This window comes from Cardiobacteriaceae bacterium TAE3-ERU3, assembly GCA_019218315.1.
GTDB lineage: Bacteria > Pseudomonadota > Gammaproteobacteria > Cardiobacteriales > Cardiobacteriaceae > JAHUUI01.
The window spans coordinates 17,509-32,077 of sequence record JAHUUI010000003.1 but is presented as its reverse complement, the minus strand read 5'-3'; the positions used below and the strand labels follow the sequence as shown (position 1 = coordinate 32,077).

Below are 14,569 nucleotides of genomic sequence, written 5' to 3'. Positions count from 1 at the left end.
ATGAGTAAAGACATGGCGACGCGCTATCAGCCGTCAGAAATCGAAAATAAGTGGTATCAACGTTGGGAACAGGACGGTCAGTTCTCCCCTCAAGGCGAAGGTGAAGCCTACGCTATCATGATTCCGCCACCGAACGTGACCGGCACGCTGCACATGGGGCATGCATTCCAAGATACGATCATGGACGCGTTGATTCGTTATCAGCGTATGAATGGCAAACGCACATTGTGGCAGCCGGGCAGTGATCATGCCGGTATCGCGACGCAAATGGTCGTCGAGCGTCAACTCAACGCAGAAGGCAAAACTCGCCACGACTTGGGGCGTGAAGCTTTTACTGATCGCGTCTGGCAATGGAAAGGCGAATCCGGCGGTCAGATTATGCAGCAGTTGCGTCGCCTTGGTGCGTCTCTGGATTGGTCGCGTGAGCGCTTTACCATGGACGAAACCATGTCCAAGGCGGTACGTACGCTGTTCGTCAAGCTTTATGATGATGGCTTGATCTATCGTGGCAAGCGCTTGGTGAATTGGGACCCTGTACTTAAAACCGCTATATCCGACCTCGAAGTTGAGAACCGCGAAGAGCAGGGACACATGTACCATGTGCGTTATCCATTCGTCGCCGGACAAGGGCTGGATGGCGAATTTATGCATATCGCAACCACACGCCCTGAAACCATCCTTGCCGATGGAGCATTGGCGATTGCACCGGGTGATGAACGCTACGCGCATTTGGTCGGCAAGATGGTGCATGTACCGCTGACTGACCGCACCATTCCGATTATCGAAGATGAATATGTCGATCCTGAATTTGGTACGGGTTGTGTGAAAATCACGCCGGCACACGATTTCAACGATTATCAGGTCGGCACACGCCATGAAATGGAAGTCATCAACCTGATGACGCCTGAAGCAACCATGAACGACAATGTACCTGAAGCATATCGTGGTCTCGATCGCTTTGCAGCCCGCGACAAAATCGTGGCCGATCTGGAAGCAGAAGGATTATTGGTTAAAATTGAGCCGCACACGCTCAAGCGCCCGTATGGTGATCGTACTGGCGTGGTTATTGAGCCGTATTTGACCGATCAGTGGTTCGTTGACCTCACGATACAAAAGCAGGATGATGGTCGTGAGGGTGGCTATAACCGCTTGACCAAACCGGCGATTGACGCAGTACGCGATGGGCGAATCAAGTTCGTGCCGAAAAACTGGGAAAATACCTATTTCAATTGGATGGAAAACCTGCAAGATTGGTGTATCTCGCGTCAATTGTGGTGGGGACACCGTATTCCTGCGTGGTACGACGATGCGGGCAATATCTACGTTGCGGAAAATGAAGCCGAAGTGCGTAGCAAACATGGCTTGGCTGACGATGTTGCCTTGCGTCAGGATGATGACGTGCTTGATACGTGGTTCTCATCGGCATTGTGGCCATTTGCAACACAAGGTTGGCCGGAACAGACCGCTGATTTGGCAGAATTCTATCCCGGTAGCGTATTGGTCACCGGCTTTGACATTATCTTCTTCTGGGTCGCGCGTATGGTGCTGATGGGTATGTACTGCATGGACGGTAATGTGCCGTTCCGTGAAGTCTATATCCACGGGCTTGTGCGTGACAGCGACGGGCAGAAAATGTCCAAGTCCAAGGGAAACGTGATTGACCCGATTGACGTGATTGATGGTATCGACCTCGACGCGCTGGTCGCCAAGCGTACCAGTAACATGATGCAGCCGAAGCTAGCGGAAAAAATTGCCAAGCAAACTCGTGAAACATTCCCCGAAGGTATTCCTGCTTGCGGCACGGACGCACTGCGCTTTACCTTTGCAGCACAGGCAACCACAGGGCGCGATGTCGTCTTTGACGTGCAGCGCGTTGAGGGCTACCGCAACTTCTGTAACAAATTGTGGAATGCAGCGCGTTTTGTCTTGATGCAAACCGAAGACAAAGCGGTTGATGCCACGCCATCAAACGACAGTGCCGACCGATGGATTACCGCCGAACTCAATGCGACGATCAAAGCCGTTCACGATGGGTTTGCGCAATACCGTTTTGACTTTGCCGCACAGGCGCTTTACGACTTTATTTGGCACAAATACTGTGACTGGTATCTTGAGCTAATTAAGCCGGTACTCGGCAAGCACAGCGACGACGAAGCGCAAAAAGCCAAGACCCGCTACACCGCACTGAACGTGCTTGAGCAAACCTTGCGCCTGATTCACCCATTGATGCCATTTATCAGTGAAGAAATCTGGCAATCACTTGCACCGGCATTGTCGCTTAAAGAAGACAGCATTATGGCGCGTCCATTCCCGCAAACAGATGAGCAGGAAGACGGCGAAGCCACAGCAGATATTGCCTGGGTGCAGGACGTACTGCTCGGCATCCGTAAAATCCGCGCTGATATGAACATTGCACCGGGTAAACCATTGCCGGTGTTGCTGGTCAATGCCGCTGAAGCGGATAAAGCCAAGCTTGCTTCACAGCAGGTGCGCTTGCTTAACCTCGGTCGCCTTGAGTCTATTGACGTACTTGATGACGCCGCACAAGCGCCGGAATCGGCAGCATTCCGCGTTGGACAAATGGACGTGATGATCCCGCTCGCCGGCTTGATTGATAAAGACGCAGAATTACAGCGCCTCGACAAAGAAATCGGTAAACTTGAAGGCAATATAGCCAAACTCGAAGGTCAGCTTGGTAACGAGCGCTTTGTCAGTAAAGCACCGGCTGCATTGGTCGAGCAAACCCGTCAGCAACTTGCTGACAATCAGGCGCAGCATCAGGCATTGCTGGCGCAGAAAAGCAAAATTTCCAATTTATAAGCGGTCAAACGCAGGAGTTAAGACATGAAAAAACTGGGTATCGTCGGATGGCGTGGTATGGTCGGCTCGGTGCTGATCGGCCGCATGCAGGAAGAAGGTGATTTTGCCAATATCGACACCACGTTGTTTTCTACCTCGCAAGCAGGGCAGGCCGCGCCGGATTATGCCACCAACAGCACTTTGCAGGACGCAAACGACCTCGACGTACTGGCAGAAATGGACATCATCATTACCTGTCAGGGCGGCGATTACACCAAAGCCGTACATCAGCCATTGCGTGACAAGGGCTGGCAGGGTTATTGGATTGATGCTGCGTCAACCTTGCGCATGGAAGATGACAGTGTGATCGTGCTTGATCCGGTCAACCGTGATGTGATTGATCGCGCACTGAACGACGGCAAAAAAGATTTTGTTGGTGGTAACTGTACCGTCTCCCTGATGATGTTGGCGATTGGCGGTATTCTCGCCAAAGATTGGGTCGAATGGATTACACCGATGACTTATCAGGCCGCATCAGGTGGCGGCGCGAAGCACATGCGCGAATTGCTCACGCAAATGGGCGTCATTGAGCAAAGTGTTAGTGATTTGCTCTCTGACCCAGCCAGTGACATTCTCGCCATTGACCGCAAAGTGACCACAACCTTGTGTGGCGGACTGGATACTACCCAATTTGGCGCGCCACTTGCGGGTAGCCTGATTCCGTGGATTGACAGCGAGCTTGAGAGTGGGCAAAGCCGTGAGGAATGGAAAGCACAAGTTGAAGCGAACAAAATCATGGGCCGCAGCGACAATCCGGTATTGATTGACGGCCTGTGCGTTCGTATTGGCGCAATGCGCTCACACGCACAAGCACTGACTATCAAGCTCAAGCAGGATATTCCGATGGCCGATATCGAAGCAGCGCTTGCTGAACACAACGACTGGGTGCGCGTGATTGCCAATAACAAGGCAGACAGCGCCAATGAACTGACGCCAGCGGCCGTTTCTGGCACGCTTGACGTACCTGTAGGCCGCCTGCGTAAACTCGCGATGGGCGGTGAATACCTCAGCGCGTTTACCGTTGGCGATCAGCTGCTGTGGGGCGCTGCTGAACCACTGCGCCGTATGCTTAATATTTTGCTCGGAAAAATTTAATCGGCAACAGCAAAAAGCCGCAGTATCTTGTGATACTGCGGCTTTTTTATGCGTGATCAGATTATTCTTTCACAATCACTTTTTGGAACAGCGGGAAATTCTTTAAATTGACTACTTCAGGGAAGTTGCTGATTTTGTTGTTGTAGCCCCAGTTGAGGCTTTCCCAATGTAGTGGGACATAGAGTGCCTCATCGTATTCTATTTGCCCGACTTTGTGCAGTAGTGCATTGCGCTCCTCACCAGCCTGCATGGTATTGGCTTTATGGATTAACGCATCGAGCTCGGCATTACTGCTGCCATTGCAGTTATAGCTGCCAACGCCTTGATCGTCATCACGGGTCATAGTCAGGTATTCACTGTAATAAGCGCTGTCGGCTGTATTTGAACCCCAGCCGAGCATTTGGATGCCGTTTTCACATTTGGCAAACTCGCCCCAGTATTGCGCTTTAGGCATGGTTGTAAGATTAACTTTGATGTTTATTTTGGCTAACATTGCGACAACCGCTTGCGCAATCTTTTCGTCATTAACGTAGCGATTGTTTGGCGCGATCATGGTGATGGTAAAGCCGTCTTCATAGCCAGCTTCTTTCATCAATTGTTTCGCTTTTTCCAGATCGTAGCGTGGCTCTAGTGAGTCGTTGTGGCCGCTATAGCCTTGAGGTGAGTTCTGGGCAGCGGGTTCTGCATAGCCACGTAGGATTCTTTCTGTGATGGCTGGATTGTTGATGGCATAGATAACTGCCTGACGAACTCGCTTATCCTTAAATGGCTCAACTACTTTTTGATTGAGTTGCAAGGTGATGATGCGGTCACTGGGAATACTGTAGAGGGTAAAATCTTGCGCCGCATCGACACGCTCCAGATCAGTAGGTGGCACGGGGTAGATCCAATCCACATCTCCTGACAGTAATGCCGCTATACGAGTGGCATTTTCCTTGATCGGTACAAATGTGAATTTGTCGATGTTACCGGTTTCGTCCCAGTAATTCGGATTCTTGACGTAAACACTTTTTACACCTTGCTGTCGGCTTTCAATCGTAAATGCGCCGGTACCGGATGCGTTCACCGAAGCGAATGTTCCTGTGCTTTTTTCAATTCTTGATTTGTCTTTGCCTTGCTCATCTTCGCCGCTATAAAAGTCCTTATCCATGATAAATAGTGTGCGCATATTGGCAAGTACCAATGGATAGGGTTGTTTGGTGATGAAATCGACAGTGTAATCATCAACTTTTTCAATACCTTCGTAAGCACTGAATAGGCCTTTGAAATCGCCTGAGGTGCGTATGCGATTGAAGGTGAATATGACATCGTCGGCGGTAAATGGGTTGCCGCTGTGGAAAGTGACTCCTTTGCGTAAGTGAAAGCGGGTGACAGTCGGGGATATCTGTTCCCAGCTTTCAGCCAGTGCGGGAATGATATTGAGTTCGTGGTCGAGGCGTACCAATGGGTCGAATAGCCAATTCGCCATTTGCATGGTGTCTTGAGAAAGGTGTTCTTGAGGATCGAGGGACACGGGGTCAGCATCAAAAGCGATGGTTAACTCCGCTGCGTGAATGGTTGAAATGAGTGTGGACGTGAGGGCCAATGTAAGTAGTTTCTTTTTCATCTAAACACCTGTCAGTTACAAGGCGAGTGATGATAGCAAGTTTGATGATCACCATTTATATGGAAAAAGCATAACAATAGTCGCTTTAGTCATATGGCTGAACGCTTACTGGAGCGCTCTTATGTTTCATGTCAAATGGCGGAATATCCCGGCAATATAGGCATATTGCCCATGATTTTGCCTAGCACAATAGAGGTACAGAAATGCTGTAAGCCTAGATGGGGAATATAGCGTTATAAGTGGAGTATTGAGAGCTTGCGTTATCTTGAACGCAAAGAAACCGCACGTTTTGGCGTGCGGTTTGGGTAGTAAGAGGTTGTTAGTTGCTATCGAGCGTCGTGGAAGCTTTTTTCTTTGCGCTCGGCAATTTGCTTGCAGTCGATGCACATATCCGCAGTAGGGCGTGCTTCTAAGCGGCGCAGGCCAATTTCTTCACCGCAGTGCTCGCACCAGCCAAATTCATCTTTTGCCAATCGATCAAGTGCTTTATCGATTTTGTGCAGCAATTTGCGCTCGCGGTCGCGGGTGCGTAATTCAAGCGCAAATTCTTCTTCTAGACTGGCACGGTCATTCAGATCGGCGGTTTGTGTCCGTTCGTCTTTGAGGTGTTCTCGAGTACGCTCACTTTCCTCGTAGATGGATTGCTTCCAGTCTTCCAGAATATGGACGAAGTGCTTTCGCTGTGCTTCGTTCATGTATTCTTCATCGTCTTCAAGAGTGTATGGTGCGATGTTGTGGTTGTGCTGTCCGTTTGCCATTACGACACTCCGGTGGTTAAAAATTGGCGAGATATTAGCTTTCTATATCTCCGAAGTCAAAGTTATTGGCGATTACTTTGCTTGACCCAATGTGCTAGCGGTAATGATAAGAAATAAAGTATCCCTGCAATACTGACGATGCTCGGCGCTACCGGGAAGTCAAATTGCCAAGCGAGGGCTGTACCAGCAGCAGTTGCTGAAAGCCCGATGATAAGCGCGATGACGACACTTTGCTCGGGTGTTTTTGCGAGGCGATTGGCGGTATTGGCCGGAATGATCAATAGTGCAATGATCAATAACAAACCAAAGTATTGCACCATTACACCAATGAATGTACCGAGGATAAGCAAATAGAGTAGTTCTATGAGATGTAAGTTGGTATTTTCGCTATAGGCGAGCATTGGATTGATGGTCAAGAGCAGTAATTTCTGCCAAATCAGGCGCAAAAGTAGTAGAGAAACAAAAGTGACGCCGGCAATGATGATGAGATCTGTACCAGTGGTTGCAAGAATGTCGCCAAACAAGTAACTCATCAAGTCGGTGCGAATGCCTTCCATACTGCTGATCAGCAGTACGCCTAGTGCTAAAGCGAAGTGTGAAAGAGTGCCAAGAATGTTGTTGCTATCCTGGTTACTACGGTATTTCAGTAAGTAGAGTGCAATGACCAAAATAAATGTGATTGCCCAAATGCCGATAGCCAATGGCCAATCAAAATAGAGGCTCAGGGCGATGCCAAGCAGTGAACTGTGTGCTAAAGCTTCGCCAAAGTAAATCAGACGTCGCCAGCACAACAGGCAGCCGAGTGGGGCGCAGGCACAGCTGGCAGTAAGCGCACAAAGGCTGGGAATTAATACGAACTGGATAAACATGTGGGTAGTACTACAGGTGGGAATGATTGTGGTGGTGGGTGTATACGCCAATATCAGCCATATGCGGTGGCTGCCCCGTGGCTCGTAGAAAATCAGGATGAGTGGCTAATTCTTGTGGCAGACCTTGGCAGCAAATATGCTGATTAAGGCAAATGACCTGATCACTTGCAGCCATGACTAAATGGAGATCATGGGAGACCATGGCAATAGAGCATAGGCTTTGCTGTTGGTATTCGCGAATCAAATGGTAAAACTGGCCAAGGCTTGCCGGGTCGATACCGGCCGCGGGTTCATCTAATACAATGAGATCCGGTTCACGCAAAATGGCTCTGGCCAGTAACAAACGTTGGCGTTCACCGCCTGAGAGTTGTTGTAACGGACTGGAGAGTAACTTTTCAATACCGAGCCGCTCAAGCCATATATGCTGATTGTCGCTGTCTGTATCGCGTAAAAATCGCGCCACGGTAATTGGTAAGTCATCGGGGATGGTAAAGTGTTGTGGCACGACGCTGATGGTCAGATCAGCAGCTCGTGTTATTCTGCCGCGCGACGGCTTGATCAGTCCGAGGATAATTTTGAGCAAGGTACTTTTGCCAGCACCGTTCGGGCCAACAATGGTTAATATCTGCTGCTGTGCAATATCCAAGCTGATGTCTTGTAAGATATCGCGCTCGCGAATGCGGTAGCTGACGTGGTCGAGTGTGATGAGCGCGTCTGACATGATGCTGATGATGTTTGTGTAAAGTTATAGTATAACGATTTCTCAAGGTGGTGCAAAGCGTGGCGATGCAATGGGTTTCAGTGGCCATTAACCGGCCTTTGGCAGCTTGGTTCGACTATAGCTGTGATGTTCCGGTCGAACTTGGTGCGAGGGTGATGGTGCCTTTTGGTCGTGGTCAGGTGGTGGGGGTGGTGATGCGTGTCCACCAGCAACCACCAGAAGGCGATTTTACTGTTAAGTCTGTTACGCAGGTGCTCGATGATAAGCCGTTAATCAATCAGGAACTACAAAAATTGCTTGCCTATGCAGCACGCTACTACCAGCATCCTGCCGGAGAGGTGGTTCATGCGGCATTACCGGTTGCGCTGCGCAAGGGCGCTGAGAACGTCCGTGATTTACCACGGTTATTTTCTTTGACTGATACCGGACGTACGGCACTTGGTGGATCGTTAGGGGAGAAGCAGCATCAGGTACTTGCTACATTGGCGGAAAGGGATATGAGCGCTGCGGAGCTACGTGAAGCATTTAAAGCAAATAAAGCGTGGCTTGATGATTTGCTGATGCGGGGTTGGTTGAGTGCACGTGAGTGCTGGCAAGGCGTGGTGGAAGATGAGCGAAGTGATGTGCCGCAGCTTAGTGCAGAGCAAGATACAATCGTAACGACACTTAACAACGCCAAAGCCTTTTCAGTGCATTTGCTTGATGGCGTCACTGGATCAGGCAAGACGGAAGTCTACCTGCATTGGCTTGATAAACTGCTCGAAAATGGTGGGCAGGCATTGGTTTTGGTGCCGGAAATCGGCTTGGTCAATGCCATGAGTAGCGCATTGCGAGCGCGGTTGCGCCACGCTGTGGTCACGCATCACTCGGGGATGACAGACAAGGCTCGCCTTGATACATGGCAGGCGATTGCGGCTGGTGATGCGCAAGTTGTTGTTGGTACACGCTCAGCTATTTTTAGTCCGTTTATAGATTTACGCGGTATCGTCGTTGATGAAGAGCATGATCAGGCGTATAAGCAGCAGGATGGTTTTCGCTATCACGCTCGTGATATGGCAATTGTCAGAGCACATAACAACAATATTCCAATCGTTTTAGGCTCTGCTACGCCATCTTTGGAAAGCTATCACAAAGTTTGGCAGGGCGGTTGGCAATACCACCGTTTGGCAGAGCGTATTCGAGCTGATGCGCCGGCAAAAATCGTGATGGTCAATCCGCAAGAAGGGGAGTTGGTCGGTGGTCTGGAAAAGCGCTTGGTTCGAGCGATGCGTGCAACTTTACGCGAAGGCAAGCAAGTCATGCTGTTTCTCAACCGGCGTGGCTATGCGCCACTGATGTATTGCGCGCAATGTGGATGGAAAAGTGAGTGTCCGGCGTGTGACACGACGATGACAGCTCATACACACAGTCGGCGCTTGCAATGCCACCATTGTGGGCGACAAGCGCCGTTACCGCTGCAGTGTCCGTCCTGTATGTCAACTGAGTTATTGATGTTGGGCATGGGTACTCAACGTTTAGAGCAAGCGGTAAATCTGCACTTTCCACAGGCCCGAGTGCTGCGTATGGATAGTGATGCGTTTACCACAGCCAAGCAATTTGACGAGGCGGTGGCAAAAATTCATGCCGGCGAGGTTGATATTGTCTTGGGTACGCAATGGTTATCGAAAGGGCATCATTTCGCTAATTTGCATTTGGTTGCGGTAGTCGATGTGGATCAGGCCTTATTCAGTGCAGACTACCGTAGTGAGGAACGCTTGGCACAATTATTGGTACAGGTTGCCGGGCGAGCTGGGCGTGAATCTCAGGGAGAGGTTTGGCTACAAACTACGCAACCGCAGCATCCTGTGTTTAGCGTGCTTCATACGCCATATATTGATCAGGCGAAGCGCCTGTATGCACAACGGCGCGAATCAGGTTTGCCGCCACTTACAGCACAAGCGCTGCTGATGTCGACACACCGTGATGGCGCACGTGCGGCACAGGCATTGCAATGGACGCGTAGCGGTGTTGAACAAGCATTAGGGCGGGATGAAGCACTGAGGTGGCTTGGTCCTGCACCGGCATTGATGCCGCGCAAAGACGGTAAGCAACGTCAGCAACTATTGTTACAAGCCTCAGACAAGAAACATCTGCAAAGAAATTTACCGGAAATAATTGCCTGGCTTAATGCTCAAGGGCAGGCACTTGGTGTTCGGGTCATGGTTGATGTTGATCCTCAAGGCAGTGATTAGCATTTCGGTATTTTTATGCTGCTTGATGCTTAAGAAAGTTCTTTGAATGAGGCTTTAATACCGAGAGTTGTGATCATGAGCTTTAAATAGGGGCTGTAAACATTAAGAAAATTTATTTGCCTTGTGATATTGTGTGCGCGATTTTTTCAATATTCTCAGGATTTGATTCATGAATACCATTGTGGTCATGATGGGGGTGTCTTTATTGGCAACTTTGCTGCCCATGCTTCGTAATGGGCACTGGATGATACGTGGTTTTGATTTTCCACGTGTACAGATATTGTCTTTTCAGGCAATTACGCTGATTGCAGCGATAATTTGGGGGAATGGCCATTGGTTAATTTGGACAGGTGCATTGCTTACGGTTGCGGCGATGATCTATCAATTAGTCTGGATATTGCCGTATTTACCCATTGGCCGCAAAGAAGTGCGTGAGCCGGAAAAAGCCAATGCAGATAATGAAATTTCTTTGATCAGCAGTAATGTCTTGACGCCAAATCGGAACTCAGATGCATTGATTGCCTTGGTTGATCAGTACAAGCCGGATATGTTGCTAACTCTTGAAAGTGATAAGTGGTGGGAAGACAAGCTTGCGGTTTTGGATGATGATTATCCCTATCAGGTGAAGCAGCCACAAGATAATCTTTACGGCATCCACTTGTATTCTCGCTTGCCATTGGAAGAAGCAGAAATTCGCTTTCGGGTTGAGGAAGATATACCTTCTATCGTCGCATATGTCATATTGCCAAGTGGGCAACGCGTTCGCCTCTACTGCGTTCATCCGGCACCACCGAGTCCGACGGAGAATGAAAAATCTGATGAAAGGGACGCGGAGCTTGTCCTGGTCGGTGAAGAAGTGAAAGAGCGCAATGAGCCTGCACTGGTCTTTGGTGATATGAATGACGTAGCATGGTCTGCATCAACCCGGCTTTTTAAGCGGGTTAGTGGTCTGCTTGATCCGCGAATTGGCCGAGGATTATTCAGTACTTTTCACGCCAAAATACCATTATTACGCTGGCCGTTGGATCATCTCTTTCATAGTGATGACTTTTATATTTGCAGTATTAAACGCCTACCGGGCATTGGCTCAGACCATTTTCCCATTTTTGCGCGCTTGCAATACCATCCTCAGGCTGAAAATGAATATGTGATCTCGCAAATGGACGAAGAAGACCGTGAGCGTGCCGAAGAAACCAAGCAGCAAGTCGATGATGTTGATCAACGTATAGCAGTCGATGCGGCGAAAGCTTAATACGGCATTGGTTTTGCCCTGATTACGCGATAAAATACTGCGCCTGTTACGCCTTAATGCGATGAGAAAATTACCTTGAAACAAGAAATAGAATACGGACTACAATCAGCTTTAGCACTTGTGGCACAAAGCCGCGGTGTTGATATCAGCAATTTGGATGTGGAAGTCTCGGTAGAGCGCACCAATAATCCTGAGCATGGAGACTACCAAAGCAATGTGGCGCTGAAAGCAGCCAAAAAGTTGAGCATGAAGCCCCGTGAATTGGCTGATGAATTGGTGGTATCTGTACCATTAATGGATAGTGTTGCCGGCATGGAAGTGGCTGGCCCAGGCTTTATCAATATCCGTTTGTCGCGTGATAGCGAAACGGCTGTACTTGCTGATATTTTGCAGCATGGTGGAAAATTTGGCCATCATGAGGCTGAGCATGCCGATAAAGTTTTGATTGAGTTTGTGTCAGCTAACCCAACAGGCCCGTTGCACGTTGGTCATGGTCGCGGGGCAGCTTATGGAGCCAGCCTTGCTAACGTATTGCGTGCCAATGGTCATGATGTAGATTGTGAATATTACGTCAATGATGCTGGTCGTCAGATGGATATTTTGGCGCTAAGCGTTTATTGGCGTTATTTGCAGCAGCAAGGTGTTGAAGCAGCATTGCCGACAGGGCTTTATCAGGGTGATTACGTCAACGATCTAGCTAGTCCTTTAAGCGAGCAATACGGCGCCGATTTTGCTTATCAGCCTGATTCATGGCTGCAAGAGCCAGCCAAAGACTGGACGGCTGAAGAGATCGATGCTGGTGATCGCGATCGCTGGATTGATAGTGCCATTGCCGATATGAAGGCAAAGCTTGGTGATAATTACCGCACCGTGTTTGATGTGGCTTTAAATGCCATGGTCGATGATATTCGTGATGACTTGGCTGGATTTGGTGTGCATTTTGACCGCTGGTATTCTGAGCGTTCATTGTTTGACAGCGGCATGGTCGATAAGACGCTGGAGCGTTTGCAAGAAGCTGGCTTTTTGTACGAACAAGACGGTGCCCTGTGGTTTAAAGCGGCTGAATTTGGTGATGAAAAAGACCGCGTTGTGCGCCGGGAGAATGGTGTCACTACTTATTTCGCCTCAGACATCGCCTACCATCTCGATAAATATGAGCGTGGCTATGATCATATGATCGACCTGTTTGGTGCAGATCACCATGGTTATATGGCGCGTGTTCGTGCTTCTCTCGCTGCTCTTGGGCTTGACCCCAGCAAGTTAACCATCGCTTTGGTGCAGTTCGCTGTACTGTATCGTGGCGGTGAAAAAATCCAGATGTCTACTCGTTCTGGTCAGTTTGTGACATTGCGTGAACTGCGTGAAGCTGTCGGTGATGGTCCTGCACGTTTCTTCTACGCCATGCGCAAGCCTGAGCAGCATCTGGATTTCGATATGGACCTTGCCGTTTCACACAGCAAAGACAATCCTTATTACTATGTTGAATACGCGCATGCCCGTACTTGTCGTATTTTGAACCGTGCTGAAGAAGAGCAGCAAATGGTGGATTTGCAAGAAGCACTTTCACACCGCCGCAGCTTGACCGAACCGGAAGAAAAAGCATTGCTGCGTGAGTTGTCGCGTTTTCCTGAAGTGGTCGCACAAGCTGGTGTACAGCTTTCAGCTCATGGTATCGTCAATTACCTCAAAGCACTGGCGACAGCATGGCATCAATTTTACGATGCGGGACATAAAGTCTTGCATGAAGACAACGCTTTGCGTCATTCTCGCTTGCTACTGACCTACGCAACGCGGCAAGTCTTGCGCAATGGGTTGGCTATTATTGGCGTTGACGCCTTGGAGCGCATGTGAGTCGCAGTAGAAGCAAAAGGTCATCCTCGCAAAGCAGAATTGTTGCCCGCTTGATTGGCATGTTGCTGATGGCTGGCATTTTGGTGATTCTTGGCTTTATCGGATTGAAGTTCTTAAACGGTATGGAATCGAGAGATCGCCCAACTGTGGTGAGTAATGCCCAGCAATCAGCTGCTCAACCCCCGCAAAATGAAGCCTCACAACCTGTGAAAAAACCACGCTATGATTTTTATCATGAGTTGGCTGGGCGCAAAGCTCAAGTTGAAGCGGAAATTGAGCGCAAAGTTGAGAGTACTGCAAAAGTGCCTGAAGTTAAGGGAAGTAACTACCGCATTCAGGTCGGCGCATTCCGCGAGCAAGAGCAGGCTGACCGCATGCGGGCGAGAATGATTTTGCGTGATTACCCTGTGACCATTATCCGCAATGGTAAGTTCTATTTGGTTCAAATTGGGCCTTATAAAGATAAAGACAGTGCAGTACAGGTGCAGAAAAAGCTGAAACGCGAAGGCGTGGATACTTTACTCAAGGCATACGTCAACGATTAATTTACACTTGCGCGGAGTTTGATATGGATTGGCTGGATTACAGTATTCTCGCTGTGCTGGGTGTATTTGCGGGTATCATTAATATGCTTGCCGGTGGCGGATCAAACCTGATTTTGCCGGCACTCATGATTATGGGAGTACCACCGGACGTCGCAAACGGCACTAACCGTGTGGGCATTTTTTTGCAGTCTGTCGTCGGTATTCGCCAATTTCATCGCGCCGGTAAATTAGCGACCAGGGATCTGCCACTGATCCTAGTGCCGACTTTGGTTGGTTCTTTAGTTGGCGCTTTTGCTGCAGCTTTTGCACCAAATGAGATACTCAAGCCCACGTTGCTGTTAACTATGTTGGGCATGGCTGCAATCATGATGGTTAGGCCATCAGTCGTTATGCCAGCCCTCGGTACAGAGCCTAATAGTATGCGTGACACACCATCAGCATGGGTGTGGTTGTTTTTTGCTGGTGTATACGGAGGGTTTGTTCAGGCAGGTGTGGGCTTTGTATTACTTACGGCATTGGCGGGGAGCTTGCGCTATGACTTGGTGCATGCCAATGCGCTGAAAGTGGTCTTGACGATATTTTTTACAGCAGTGGCCTTGTTGATTTTTATTTGGCAAGGGCAAGTGTTGTGGCTTGCCGGAGCAGTGCTGGCAGTAGGGAATATGATCGGTGCTGTTATTGGCGTTCGTTTTGCAATTAACCTTAGCCCCTTGGCGCTAAAGCGTATCTTGTTTGTTATGACGCTTGCTGCAGTACTGGTTGCGCTATTTTCTGATTGAGTA

General features: G+C 49.2%; 11 protein-coding genes. 7 read left to right on the top strand and 4 right to left on the bottom strand.

Annotated elements, in window-relative coordinates; genetic code table 11:
• Both KRX19_06365 and asd read left to right on the top strand, forming a co-directional pair.
• Positions 1-2,820 carry a valine--tRNA ligase gene (locus KRX19_06365; protein ID MBV7434649.1) on the top strand — a complete coding sequence of 940 codons (2,820 nt, stop codon included), beginning with the start codon at positions 1-3 and terminating at the stop codon, positions 2,818-2,820.
• 24 nt (positions 2,821-2,844) lie between these two features.
• The gene (gene asd, locus KRX19_06360; protein MBV7434648.1) at positions 2,845-3,954 is read left to right on the top strand and encodes an aspartate-semialdehyde dehydrogenase; all 1,110 of its coding nucleotides are present in this window, start codon (positions 2,845-2,847) and stop codon (positions 3,952-3,954) included.
• 61 nt (positions 3,955-4,015) lie between these two features.
• Here the strand turns inward: asd and KRX19_06355 are convergent, their stop codons facing one another.
• The 4 genes from KRX19_06355 to KRX19_06340 form a co-directional block, all read right to left on the bottom strand.
• Positions 4,016-5,560: an ABC transporter substrate-binding protein gene (locus tag KRX19_06355; GenBank protein MBV7434647.1), complete on the bottom strand. Its 1,545-nt coding sequence runs from the start codon at positions 5,558-5,560 to the stop codon at positions 4,016-4,018.
• Between the two features lie 326 nt (positions 5,561-5,886).
• Positions 5,887-6,318 carry an RNA polymerase-binding protein DksA gene (gene dksA / locus KRX19_06350; protein ID MBV7434646.1) on the bottom strand — a complete coding sequence of 144 codons (432 nt, stop codon included), beginning with the start codon at positions 6,316-6,318 and terminating at the stop codon, positions 5,887-5,889.
• 62 nt (positions 6,319-6,380) lie between these two features.
• Complete coding sequence (locus KRX19_06345) at positions 6,381-7,187, bottom strand: metal ABC transporter permease (protein MBV7434645.1); 807 nt, start codon at positions 7,185-7,187, stop codon at positions 6,381-6,383.
• Between the two features lie 10 nt (positions 7,188-7,197).
• Positions 7,198-7,908, bottom strand: coding sequence for a metal ABC transporter ATP-binding protein (locus KRX19_06340; GenBank protein ID MBV7434644.1), 711 nt, complete (start codon positions 7,906-7,908; stop codon positions 7,198-7,200).
• A gap of 59 nt (positions 7,909-7,967) precedes the next feature.
• Here KRX19_06340 and KRX19_06335 point away from each other — a divergent pair, with 59 nt between their 5' ends.
• The 5 genes from KRX19_06335 to KRX19_06315 all read left to right on the top strand — a co-directional run bounded on the left by KRX19_06335 (position 7,968) and on the right by KRX19_06315 (position 14,566).
• On the top strand, positions 7,968-10,139 hold the full coding sequence (locus tag KRX19_06335) for a primosomal protein N' (protein ID MBV7434643.1): 2,172 nt from the start codon (positions 7,968-7,970) through the stop codon (positions 10,137-10,139).
• A 169-nt stretch (positions 10,140-10,308) separates the two neighbouring features.
• A complete protein-coding gene (locus KRX19_06330; protein ID MBV7434642.1) occupies positions 10,309-11,391 on the top strand; it encodes an endonuclease/exonuclease/phosphatase family protein in 1,083 nt (360 codons plus the stop codon).
• A gap of 75 nt (positions 11,392-11,466) precedes the next feature.
• Positions 11,467-13,242 (top strand): arginine--tRNA ligase, encoded by a 1,776-nt coding sequence (gene argS / locus KRX19_06325; protein MBV7434641.1) that lies wholly within the window; start codon positions 11,467-11,469, stop codon positions 13,240-13,242.
• On the top strand, positions 13,239-13,787 hold the full coding sequence (locus KRX19_06320; protein MBV7434640.1) for an SPOR domain-containing protein: 549 nt from the start codon (positions 13,239-13,241) through the stop codon (positions 13,785-13,787). Before argS ends, KRX19_06320 begins: the two co-directional genes overlap by 4 nt.
• A gap of 23 nt (positions 13,788-13,810) precedes the next feature.
• On the top strand, positions 13,811-14,566 hold the full coding sequence (locus KRX19_06315) for a sulfite exporter TauE/SafE family protein (GenBank protein MBV7434639.1): 756 nt from the start codon (positions 13,811-13,813) through the stop codon (positions 14,564-14,566).
• Positions 14,567-14,569: the final 3 nt, after the last annotated feature.